Source organism: Cytophagales bacterium, from assembly GCA_033344775.1.
Lineage (GTDB): Bacteria > Bacteroidota > Bacteroidia > Cytophagales > Cyclobacteriaceae > JAWPMT01.
On sequence record JAWPMT010000005.1, the window covers coordinates 1,749,489 to 1,762,176 of the forward strand.

9 protein-coding genes are annotated in these 12,688 nt (G+C 45.1%); all 9 read left to right on the plus strand.

Translation table 11 applies throughout. The features are described from left to right. Nucleotides 1–366 precede the first annotated feature (366 nt). Entirely contained in the window at nucleotides 367–2,178 is a 1,812-nt protein-coding gene (locus R8G66_25095; protein MDW3195678.1) for a glycosyl hydrolase family 17 protein, read from the plus strand. A 45-nt stretch (nucleotides 2,179–2,223) separates the two neighbouring features. After that, nucleotides 2,224–5,676 (plus strand): hypothetical protein, encoded by a 3,453-nt coding sequence (locus R8G66_25100; protein MDW3195679.1) that lies wholly within the window; start codon nucleotides 2,224–2,226, stop codon nucleotides 5,674–5,676. Nucleotides 5,677–6,091: 415 nt separating this feature from the next. Then, nucleotides 6,092–7,141 (plus strand): hypothetical protein, encoded by a 1,050-nt coding sequence (locus R8G66_25105; protein MDW3195680.1) that lies wholly within the window; start codon nucleotides 6,092–6,094, stop codon nucleotides 7,139–7,141. A gap of 53 nt (nucleotides 7,142–7,194) precedes the next feature. Continuing rightward, a complete protein-coding gene (locus R8G66_25110) occupies nucleotides 7,195–8,865 on the plus strand; it encodes an arylsulfatase (GenBank protein MDW3195681.1) in 1,671 nt (556 codons plus the stop codon). A gap of 14 nt (nucleotides 8,866–8,879) precedes the next feature. After that, on the plus strand, nucleotides 8,880–9,932 hold the full coding sequence (locus R8G66_25115) for an AraC family transcriptional regulator (GenBank protein MDW3195682.1): 1,053 nt from the start codon (nucleotides 8,880–8,882) through the stop codon (nucleotides 9,930–9,932). 73 nt (nucleotides 9,933–10,005) lie between these two features. Next, nucleotides 10,006–10,359, plus strand: coding sequence for a hypothetical protein (locus R8G66_25120; protein MDW3195683.1), 354 nt, complete (start codon nucleotides 10,006–10,008; stop codon nucleotides 10,357–10,359). A gap of 26 nt (nucleotides 10,360–10,385) precedes the next feature. Further along, on the plus strand, nucleotides 10,386–10,841 hold the full coding sequence (locus tag R8G66_25125) for a YHS domain-containing (seleno)protein (protein MDW3195684.1): 456 nt from the start codon (nucleotides 10,386–10,388) through the stop codon (nucleotides 10,839–10,841). An 84-nt stretch (nucleotides 10,842–10,925) separates the two neighbouring features. Further along, nucleotides 10,926–11,495: a uracil-DNA glycosylase family protein gene (locus tag R8G66_25130; protein ID MDW3195685.1), complete on the plus strand. Its 570-nt coding sequence runs from the start codon at nucleotides 10,926–10,928 to the stop codon at nucleotides 11,493–11,495. Between the two features lie 91 nt (nucleotides 11,496–11,586). Continuing rightward, nucleotides 11,587–12,669, plus strand: a complete 1,083-nt coding sequence (locus tag R8G66_25135; protein MDW3195686.1) for a Gfo/Idh/MocA family oxidoreductase — start codon at nucleotides 11,587–11,589, stop codon at nucleotides 12,667–12,669. Nucleotides 12,670–12,688: the final 19 nt, after the last annotated feature.

A 12,688-nucleotide genomic window follows, 5' to 3' on the forward strand; every position in this document is an offset into this window, starting at 1 on the left:
CTGCAAGCAACTACCTAATCAATATTCCGATCATTTTCTCTTAGAATTTGATATTAAAACGCCACCTTGCCGGTACTTCGATTGCACCCAGACAGGGAATAAGGATACATCTGTCCTCACTATCACAAGTGCACATTTTTAAGCCCCTGATGTGCTTCAGATGCATAAAATAGCCTAAAATCAGCAAAAAAAGAGGATGATGAGGTTCATTAAAATTTTACATCAATACTACATCACCCCCTCGGATTATGGTCTCAGTGCTTTTTGGTCGCCTTAAAATCTTCGATATTGTGCTTCGTTTTGCTGCGAACACGTGAACAGGTGTAGTATTTAGAGCGTTCACTTAGAAGATTAAGAGAGGAGATCATGCAAAAATTATCAGCACTTATTTTCATTGTTTTATTGTGTGCCTGTGGTGGCGCAGAAAAAAACCCTGAGACCTTGAAACCAGCGTCTGAAATCTTTGGAAAACCAGAATACCGGGCCATCTCATTTGGTGGCTATCGCGAGAAGTCAAGAGAGCAAGTTCCATCTGTAGAAAATCTCAAAGAAGACATCCGTATTCTGCATTCCATGGGCGTCAAGTTGCTCCGGACTTACAACACCCAACAGTTTGCGCAGGCGAGCAATTTGCTCAAGGCCATTCGGGAAGTCAAGGATGAAGATCCAAACTTCGAGATGTATGTCATGCTCGGTGCCTGGATCGATTGTCAGGGAGCCTGGACCGGTGACACGGATCACGAAAAAGAAAGCCTTGCCAATAATGAGGCGGAAATCGCCGCGGCTGTGGCCATGGCCAATGAATATCCTGATATCGTCAAAGCCATTGCCGTTGGTAATGAAGCCATGATCCATTGGGCTTCTTCTTACTATGTAGTTCCTGGGATCATTTTGAAATGGGTCAATCACCTACAAGGCCTTAAATCAGAAGGCAAACTTCCTAATGGCGTCTGGATCACCAGCTCCGATAATTACGAATCATGGGGTGGTGGCGGAAAAAGCTATCACCTGGATGACCTGGACAAATTGATCAAAGCAGTAGATTTCGTATCTCTACATACCTATCCCTACCACGAAACACATTTCAATCCTGGATTTTGGCTAAGCCCTGAATCTGAGGATGGCTTGTCTGATATCGAGCGAATCAACAAGGCCATGGCACGTTCTATAGAATTTGCCAAGGGCCAATTTGAAAGCGCGGCTGCCTATGTTCGAAACATTGATCCTAACAAACCGATCCACATTGGAGAAACCGGATGGGCAACCATTTCCAGTGAACATTACGGAGATGATGGTACCAAAGCCTCAGATCAGTATAAAGAAAAGCTTTATCACGATATGCTTCGCGAATGGACAGAAAAAGAAGGCATTGCCTGTTTCTACTTCGAAGCATTTGATGAGCAATGGAAAGACGATGACGATCCTGACGGTTCTGAAAACCACTTTGGACTGATCAACCTTAAAGGCGAAGCCAAATATGCTCTTTGGGATATGGTAGATGCCGGCGTATTCAAAGGTTTGACCAGAAATGGTTATGAGATCACAAAGACATTGGGCGGGGATGAAGAAGCCTTACTTTCTTCTTTACTTACCCCTCCAAGCATCAATGATGGCGGCGGGTTCCAGCTTCCAGGCATGAATGAATCCCGCAATCCGGGAGAAGTCATCACCGAAAAAACCCTGGTCATGGTTCCAAAAGACATGGATGCTCCCTTGGCTGCTGATGCGACTTATCCAAGTACAATCTTCCGAATCACTTCCTGGGAAGGCTCATGCCACCTGGAATTGACGGAAAATGGCCATTTGGATATCGTCACCGGTACAGGTGACTGGTGGGGTGGCGCCATGGAAATTACAGGACCTAATGGTGAAAACCTGACCGCATTCGAAAATGGCACCCTGAACTTTGATATCAAAGGAGACACGAAAGCGTCTTTCGAGTTGGGATTTCAAACCGGGGCTTTTGCTGACGGAGATCAAGTCAATCATTCCATTTTCTTCTCGGCAGATGACTCAAATTACCAGTTGAGTGACTCATGGAAAAGCTATTCTATTCCATTGAAGACACTCTCCGAACAGAACATGTTCACCAATGTGCGATCACTTTTCTTCGTAAGAGGTGCTAAAAATTTCGACGGAAAAAAGATCGAATTGCGCAACATTCGATACGAACAATAAGCAAAAAGCAATACTCTAATACCTTTTCACTTAGCAGGTAAACCTATGTCTGAAACTATTTTTGTTGGACAAACCCCTCTGAAACCAGGGACCGGTCAAGTCGCAGGGAGTTATGAAACACTGGATGGCCAGGGGTTTTATAAGATCAGCAACTATGACCTGATACCTCCGTTTTTCATGACTATCGTGAGTGACTCCAATCATTGGATGTTTATCAGTAGCAATGGAGGACTCAGCGCCGGACGGCAAAATTCAGAGCACTCGTTGTTTCCTTATTATACGGATGACAAGATCACGGATTCCGCAGATCAAACAGGAAGTAAATCCATCTTCCTGGTAAGCAAGTCAGGTAAAAAATATTTGTGGGAGCCCTTCTCAAAGCAATTTGATGGGGTATATGCTTCCGAAAGGAACTTGTACAAACATCCGACAGGTAATCAGATCATGTTTGAGGAGATCAACCATGATTTAGGATTGACCTTCCGTTACGGCTGGAAATACGCTGAAAATTACGGTTTCATCAAGGAATCTTACCTGACCAATCAAACAGAGGACTGTTCGGTAGAAATCCTGGATGGCATCCAAAATATCTTGCCTTATGGCGTAGAGCCTGATACGCAGGTAAAGTCCAGTAACCTGGTTGATGCTTACAAGAAAAACGAACTGGAAGTAGCAACGCAATTGGGTATGTTCATGCTCAGTGCTGTGATCGTGGACAAGCCAGTTCCCAGTGAAGCATTGAAAACCACTACGGTCTGGCATACCGGGCTCTCGGACACAAAAATGCTCTTGTGTGCTGATCAATTAGACAACTTCCGAACAGGAAAGGGTGTTCACCAGGAAGTCGACATCAGAGCCAGAAGAGGTGCTTACTTCGTAAACGCCAACATCTCATTAGGCAAGGGTGGAGAACAAACCTGGCACCTGGTAGCAGAAGTAGAGCAAGGACCTTCAGAAGTGGCCGCATTGATCAGGTACCTGAAAGATCAGGGACAAGACAAAGCACAAGCCCTTCAGGCAGATGTAGCAAAAGGCACCAATCACTTACTAAATCTGATCGGAAAGGCGGATGGGCTGCAATTGAGTGCTGACCAACTAACCGCCAGCCGACACTTATCCAATGTACTGTTCAACATCATGCGTGGTGGTCAGTTCGAAGACCAGTACGATGTGGAGTTGGCAGATTACAAAGATTTTCTGCGCGGTGCAAATCAAGGTGTTTACGAAACATACGCAACAGCTATCGATGCATTGGCTGCGCGATTGTCTTACATTGATCTGCTTGATTTTGCGAAAAAACAAAAGAATGCTGACCTCTCTCGTTTGACGTATGAGTACATGCCTTTGACATTTAGCCGCAGACATGGCGATCCAAGTCGACCATGGAACCGGTTCTCCATAGACACGGTAAAAGAAGACGGCACAAAAAACCGGAGTTATGAAGGCAACTGGCGTGATATTTTCCAGAACTGGGAAGCACTGGCACTATCCTATCCGGAATACCTGATCTCTATGATCTCCAAGTTCGTCAATGCGTCCACCATTGATGGATACAATCCTTATAGGATCACTCGAAATGGCATTGACTGGGAGAAAATTGAGCCGGATGATCCATGGTCATTTATTGGATACTGGGGCGACCACCAAATCATTTACTTACAGAAGCTACTGGAAGCCAGCAACAATCATCATCCAGGGTTACTGAAAAACTTATTGGCCGCAGAGGAATTTTGCTATGCCAACGTACCCTATCGCATCAAGTCATATGCTGATATCGTACGCAATCCGCAGGACACCATCGATTTTGACGATGAAGTAGATGCGCTTACCGAAGAAAGGTTCCAGGTATTGGGATCAGATGGCAAGCTAATTTGGGGCAAAGACGGTAAAGTATTGAAGGTCAATTTGCTTGAAAAGCTGTTGGTTACTTTGCTTGCGAAACTGAGCAATTTTATCCCTGATGCAGGAATTTGGTTGAATACGCAGCGGCCCGAGTGGAACGATGCCAACAATGCCCTTGTAGGGAATGGCGTATCCATGGTCACCGTTTACTACATCCGCAGATATGTGGCTTTTCTGTTGCCATTGATGGAGGAATTGGATGGCGACTCCCAAATAAGTGAAGAAGTAGCTGAATTGCTTTCGTCTATTCACACAACTTTCGGAAAATATGAAGGTCATTTGGCCACCGGCATCGATAACACAATCAGACGAAGCTTTGTGGATGAATTGGGCATCGCCGGTGAAACGTATCGCAACAAAGCTTACGCTGGATTCAGCGAAAGGAAGCGCAGCGTTTCCAAAGGTGACCTGACCGATCTCCTTCAAAAATCATTGACTTACATTGATCAGACGATCAGGAATAACAAGCGTGAAGACAACCTGTACCATGCCTACAACCTGGTTAAACTTGGTGAGGGTACCATCAGCATTGATTATCTCTACGAGATGCTGGAAGGACAGGTCGCGGTGCTGAGCGCAGGATCGCTGGGTGCAGAAGAAGCACTTCAGGTGATGTATGCGTTGAAAAACAGCAAGATTTATCGAGAAGATCAATACAGCTACATGCTGTATCCGGATCGTCAACTTCCAAGATTCCTTGAGAAGAACAATATTCCGGCTGATTTTGCAGAAAACTCGGCTTTATTCAGTGCACTGGCAGCAGCTGGCAATGTCCAATTGATCAACAAGGATTTAAATGGAAACTTCCACTTCAATGGGGCTTTCAACAATGCGGCGAGCGTAGCAGAAGGTCTGAATGCACTGGAATCAAACGAAGCATTCGCAAGTTTGGTGAAAGCCGAACGTCAGGGCGTGCTGGACATCTTCGAAAAGATGTTCAATCACTATGCATTCACAGGAAGATCGGGGACCTTCTACGGATACGAAGGCCTGGGCAGCATCTATTGGCACATGGTGAGCAAGCTGGTACTGGCCATCGCTGAGAATTTCCACAACGCCAAAAGAGATGGCGTGCAGTGGGAAATATTGGGACAATTGATGGAATTCTACTATTCCACCCGTGCAGGGATCGGCCTGAATAAATCCCCGGATCTGTATGGCGCCTTCCCTACTGATCCATATTCGCATACGCCTGGCAACAAAGGCGCTCAACAGCCTGGCATGACGGGTCAGGTGAAAGAAGATGTGATCAACCGATGGTTTGAACTGGGTGTACTGGTACATGGAGGTAAGATCCACTTTGAGTCAGGACTTTTGAGAGACAATGAATTCCTGGAGGCATCCACCAACTTCGACTATTACGATTTGGAGGATATCCTTCAAAGTGTGGCGCTCGACGCAGGAACTTTAGGATTTACTTACTGTCAGGTGCCTTTTGTATATCACAAGGATGGCGAGCAAAAAGTGAGCCTCGCTTTCAGTGACGGAAGCACACAGGAAATCGCAGGACTAGAACTGTCAGCAGAGATCAGCCAGGAGATCTTCCAGCGAACAGGAAAAGTGACACAAGTCACCGTATCAGGGATCAGACCCTGATCTATCTTTTCATAAAACACTTATAGAGGCTGCTTTGCTATTGAGTGAAGTAGCCTCTTTTGTTTAGTTTATAAAACTGTTTCAAAGGGCAATATCCATTCACCCCCCCCTCTCCGATACTATGAAGTTAAGCCCACAAGAATTATAACCGTCATTCCGATGGCACCACAGTGGTGGACCGTGGGCCACTGGCGAATGCCGGAATCTCAAACTTAGCTCACAGAAATAATGATTGAGATTCCCTGGTCGGGCACCCCGCCTACGCGGGAATGACGCTTAACTTAATAGCATTGCGCTCCTTTCAAAAGGAGAGAATTTCATGTCTGATGAATCATCGATATCCAAAGATTATATCATTTTCAAAAAAGAGTTGCCTGGTATGGAATGAAAAGCTATTTTCGATTCATTACGACACATGGAAACCTCTTCTAAACACACACTTCTATTTTCAGTTATTGCTGCGGTACTGGGCCTGTTCCTCTCTTTCCTATGGATATTCAACGGCTTTAAATCTTCTACAGACTTACCCAAAACCGTACCCATCATGGAAACCAAAGATGGGAAGACTAAAAGATTGGGAGCCCTGAAATTTGAGTCGGGAATCAAAAAGGAAATTGCTTCTGCTTCGGAGAAGATCAAATCCGCAGAAATCTCAAGAACTGAATCGCTGCACACGGAAAACTTACTTTTCCATTACAATCCCTATCTACTGATTTGGGGACTCACAATCGTCATCCTGACCGGTCTGGCATCAGGTGCCATCCCATTGGTTCGAGATCGAATATTAAACATCCATAAGGTGTTCAAAATCCATTGGAGTGTACTGGCCATCATGGTCGGTGGGGTTGCCTTTGTAGGTTTCATCATGTATAAGACCATGGCCCTGCCCAGCTATTTGAGCTATTACACCTTCTGGACACCTTTCGCAGATGTTATTTTTGAGGATCATTCGACCATGAAATGGGTTGCCCGAGGCATTTTGGCCCTCGCACTTCCTTCATTATTAGGAATTGCTTTGCTTTTCAGAGCCGGACAAAAACTTCAAAACAGCCTTACAGACAATCTACCAGAAGCCAAAAAAACGTTCCTCAAAAAATATCAAGAGTTGCGAAGTGCACTCTCCTTTTTCCTGATCATTCTGACCATGCTGATCACCTTAACTGTCATTGCAACAGGCGCTTTCCGGAAGGCACTATTAACTGCTGTTGTGGTAGAGGGCCTCGATATTGCTCCGGTGGAGTTTGTCTACTTGTATGGCTTGTTTTTTACCGTTTTCCTCGCGTTGTTCTACACGCCAGTTTACCTGCAATTGTTGGACCTGAAGCAACGAACCAAATCTGTCAAAGATCTTCGTGAGTTTCAGGAAAGCGACACCTTCAAAGTCACCAATTGGGAAACGATCAAAATCCTGGCTTCTCTACTGGCTCCACTCTTATCGAGTATCCTTCCCGGTTTCTTAAGTTAAGCTGATAACCAAGAGACTCGGAATGGAACCATAGAAGTTTTAACTTCACCTCCATGAAATACCTTCCTGTTTTATGTGTGGCCCTTTTGGTCATTCACTGCACCCCAAAAGAGGAAGCCCCCATGAACATCCTGCTAATCGTCGCAGATGACCTGGGCTACACTGATCTCGGGTGCTTTGGTAGCGAAATCCGAACGCCAAACCTCGATGCTTTGGCCACGGAAGGGATTCGATTTACGGATTTTCACACAGCAGCCACTTGCTCTCCTACCCGTGCCATGTTGTTAACAGGGGTCACCACGCACAAAAATGGTTATGGCACCATGGAAGGAGATCTGGCAGAGAATCAGGTCGGATTACGAGGCTATGAAACGCATTTGAACTGGGACGTAGTAACATTCCCGAGCTTGCTACGTGATCAAGGCTACCACACATCGATTGCCGGGAAATGGCACCAGGCCTTCCCTCCTGACGATGCCAGTCTCTGGGCCGATAAACGCGGGTTTGATCGTTCCTTTTGCATGAATCAGGGTGGTGCAGGGCACTTCGATGACAAACAAAAACTTTTCGGATTTCAGGATCGGGCCATTTATGTGGAAGACGGGAAAGAAATTGATCAATTACCCACAGGATTTTACTCCAGCGAATATTACGCGAGCAAAGTGATCAGCTACATCAATGAAAGCCAGGAACTCGGAAAACCTTTCTTTAGCTTCTTGTCCTTTACCGCCCCTCATTGGCCGTTACAAGTTCCGGATCAGTATGCAGTCCTGTATCAAGGCGTTTATGATGAAGGATATGAAGTGTTGGCTGCTACACGTCTGGAACGGGCAAAAACAAAAGGTGTCGTACCTAAAAACACGAAACTTCCCGCATTCCCGCATTTGGTAGCAGCCTGGGATGCGCTCTCAGTAGAAGAGAAAAAAGAACGGTCCAAAACCATGGAAATCTACGCGGCCATGATCGAACGACTAGACCATCATGTGGGTCGTGTGATTGATCACTTGAAAAAGGAAGGGCTGTACGAAAACACGCTGATTGTCTTCATGGCTGACAATGGCGCCGAAGGCAATGATGTTTTTACTATCAAAGGAACTGAAGAATGGGTCGCTGAGAATTGGGACAACAGTTTTGACAACATGGGGCGAAAAGGCTCCTACATCCAACAAGGCAGGGACTGGGCTTTGGTATCCAGTATGCCGTACAAATATTACAAGGCCTTTGCCAGTGAAGGCGGGGTACGCACGCCTATGATCGTTCGTCATCCCAGGCAATCAACAAAAACAGGAAAAATCGAACATCAATATCTCTCTGTGATGGACCTGGCACCTACATTCCTGGAAGCCGCTGGAGCAGCTTTTCCTATTGATAATACCTATCAGGGAAGAGAAGTTTTTCCAATAGAAGGCGCTTCAATGGGGTCATTTTTAACTAACAAAACAGCGCTTGTTCACCCTGCAGAGAAGGCGCACGTATGGGAGCTTTACGGCCGAATTGGCGTGAGAAAAGGGCAATGGAAAGGCCTGAAACTGGAGCCACCTTTTGGAACCGGTGATTGGGAATTGTATGATCTGTCTACAGACATTGGAGAGCAAAACGATGTAGCAGCCAGCAATCCGGAACTCGTTGCAGAAATGGAAAAACATTGGCAGGCTTACGCAAAAGAAAACAACGTGGTACTACCTGAAAACTTTATTCCTTATGGCTATTTGCCGGATAAATAGTTGAAATTATGGCCATGGTTGAAAAGCTCGAACCGGAAATCAATAAAGTCTACTTCATCAATCAGTATACGCTGATCCATATCCTGTCTGGTACAGGTGCCATAGAAGTAGATTTCAAGCATTACCTGGATTGGGAAGACAAAGCCATCTACCTGGAAAAAGGCCAGTACATCCGCTTTCGTTCCGACGATTTTGTGGTTCGAAAAATTGAATTCCCTACGGAACAATTATTCCGAAATAAAGACTTCAGGGTATTATTCAAACACCTTATTTCTTTGGGCTACATCCATTTCGATGAATGCAGCGATTGTAAGAAATACCTGAATGAAAGTGTATTTCATGACCAATTGGATGCCATCGTGGATGTATCCTCCGAACAGTGGTTTTGGCAAAATCCTTTTGGAGCAAACCGCGAAGAATATCAGGTGATCTTTGATATCAAGGACTTGATTGATGCGGAATTCTCCAATCATCTGACGAGTTCCGAAGTGGTGGACATGATCAACCAGCAAGGCTACAATGCCAATGCCCTGGTGCGAGAAAGAGTAGGGTTGTCCATCAAAAACCTGATGTCTCGAAAACAGCTGGTAGAAAGCCAAAAAGAGATTGCTTTCACAGACAAAAACATCCAGGAAATTGCTTTTGAATTGGGGTACTCCGATCCCGCTTATTTCAATCGCTCTTTCAAGAAAGCAACAGGTCAAAGTCCTGTCGAGTATCGCAAAAACTACGATTTTGAACACAAGGATTTATTCATTCAGTACTTGCTCGAGTTGATAAAAACATTCCATACTCAGGAGCGATCACTGGAATTCTACGCCGATCAGATGAACCTATCGGTGAAAACACTTTCCAGAAAAGTAAGTCAAAAAATGAACCTGACCCTGGGAGCCATCATCCGGAATGAAGTGCTCGAAACAGCTAAAAGATCCTTGCTTCAAGGAGCTTCTGTCAAAGAAGTAGCCTTTCAATTGAAATTCGAAGAACCCAATCATTTTACCGCATTTTTTAAGCATTACGCTGGCAATACTCCCAGCGAATTTCTCGCTAAAAAGTACAATTCATAGTCCTTTTTTTGTAGCCTTTAGGCTGTTCCAGCGCTTCACTTTTGCATCATCATCATTTGCAAAAAATAAGCACATGGATATTTCAACTCAAGTTCAAAAAATGGATGCATTGGTTGCTCAAGGAGCCATCGTCGATGCAGTTCAAAGCTATTTTGCTTCAGAGGCACAGACCTCAGATTACAACAATGTAACCACTACTTCTAAAGACCAAATGGTCGCCAAAATGGAAGGTTTTGTAGACAGCATTGCCAACGTCAATGGTATCACTCATCACCTTACACTGATTGATGGAAATGCAAGCGCTTCAGAATTCACATTTGATTTTGACATGACGGATGGAAGCAAGATCCATTGGCACGAAATCATCAGACGAATTTGGAACGAAAACGGCGAGGTGATCGCAGAAGAATACTTTAACGCAGGCTAATTAATCAATCAAGAAATTTAAACACAATGAAAAAAATAACCACATTCACCCTGGCATTGGCTTTCACAGTGATCGTCTTTGGTCAGGATAAATTAGCAAATAATATTGATGACAGTCACATTGCTCTGCAGGGTTACAGCCCCGTTTCTTACCTTGATTTGGGCATTGCTCAAAAGGGAGTAAAGGAACACAAGGCCACTCACAAGGGGATCAACTATTACTTTACTTCGTCCGAGCAGAAAAAAGCGTTCAACAAGAATCCTGAGAAGTATTTGCCCCAGTATGGTGGCTTTTGCGCCTTTGGTGTGTATGCTGGAGCAAAGTTCCGACCGGACCCAAATAAGTTTGTGGTCTCAGATGATAAGTATTTCCTGTATCTCTATAATCTCGAATTGGATGCACAAGAGCTATGGTTGAAGGAGGACGAATCCAAGTTGATCAAAAAAGCCAACGAGAATTGGAGAAGTCTGAGTAAAAAGTAAAATCGATTTAGAAACGAATGGTCTGAATTGCCCCATGAAGCACTGCTTATATGCGGCAATTCTTTTATTTTACTTTCATCATTCATGGATCAACTACTCTCAGACATCCGGAATTGCACCATCTGTCAGGAGCACCTGGCCCTTGGACCAAGACCTATTGTAGCTGCTTCGCCTGAAAGCAAGATTGCAATCATAGGGCAGGCTCCGGGATCGGCTGTCCACAAAAGTGGCATTCCCTGGGATGACAAGAGTGGGGACAACCTGAGAAAGTGGATGGAAATTTCTAAGGAGATTTTCTATGATCCTGAGACAATCGCCATAGTCCCGATGGGATTTTGCTATCCTGGCAAGGGAAAGTCAGGTGACTTGCCACCCCGACCGGAATGTGCTCCCCAATGGCACGCTCCTCTCCTGAATCAGCTCAAAAACATTCAGTTGACCCTGCTAATTGGAAAATATGCACAGGATCATTACCTGGAAGATCGTGGGATGAAGACATTGACTGAAACGGTCCAGAACTTTGAAGCTTACCTACCTTCTCATTTTGTATTGCCACACCCTTCGCCACGCAACAACATCTGGCAAGCAAAACATCCGTGGTTTCCGGAACAGGTCTTACCCAAATTGAAGGAACGGATCGCAGAGATACTGTAAAAAATCCCAGTGTTCTTCGGTCACCGATTGCAGCATTTGCTTATTGATTCCAACGAGCAATCGCTAACTTTCTAATCTCACTTCAAAGCTCATGAGTAATCGTCGGAATTTCATAAAAACCATCGGAACAGGCGCTGCATCTCTGGCTTTACAACCTGCTTTCTCCAACATCATCATTCCTGGACAAAAAGTATTGGGTGTGGCGTTGGTTGGACTAGGATATTACAGCCGCGACCTGTTAGCACCGGCCTTACAACGAACCAATCATTGCAAACTGACTGGCATTGTCACAGGAACACCAGCAAAGATCTCAAGATGGCAAAGGAACTACAGCATCAAAGACAAGAATGTCTACAACTACCAGAACATGCATGAGATTGCCAGTAATGATGAGATTGATGTGATCTATATTGTGTTGCCCACCGGGCTCCATGCCAAATATTCCGTGATTGCAGCCAATACAGGCAAACATGTGTGGTGTGAGAAACCCATGGCTGTAACAACTAATGAATGTCAGCAAATGATTGATGCATGTCGCAAAAACAAGGTGAAGTTGTCCATCGGTTATCGCATGCAACACGAGCCAAATACGCAAACGGTCATGAAATATGCTGTAAGTAAACCGTATGGAAAGATCACTGCACTGAAAGCCGAAGCAGGTTACTATGATGGCCGGACCAATCACTGGAAACAGAACAAAGCTCTTGGCGGAGGGGCCATGTATGACATGGGAGTCTATCCACTCAATGCACTGAGATACGCAACAGGTCAGGAACCGATTCGAGTAAGTGCGCGCCATGAAACCAATCGCCCCAAGGTGTATGATGAGGTAGATGAAACGACCTTCTTCGAGCTTGATTTCGGGGCAGGACTCAAAGGTCAGGGAGCCACAAGTCTCGGCGCTGGCATGAATGAGCTTACCGTAACTTGCGAAAATGGATGGTACAACCTGATCCCCATGCAGGCCTATGGTGGTGTACAAGGAAGGACCAGCGATGGGGTTCAATTGAACCAACGCATTGATAACCAGCAAGCCAAACAAATGGACGATGATGCCCTGGCCATCATCAATGATTCACCTGTCTTAGTTCCCGGAGAAGAGGGCCAACGGGATATTCGAATTGTAGAAGCGATCTATCAATCTGCAAAAACCAATCAACCTGTAGACCTTTGATCTTGCGGTTTTTGGTGCA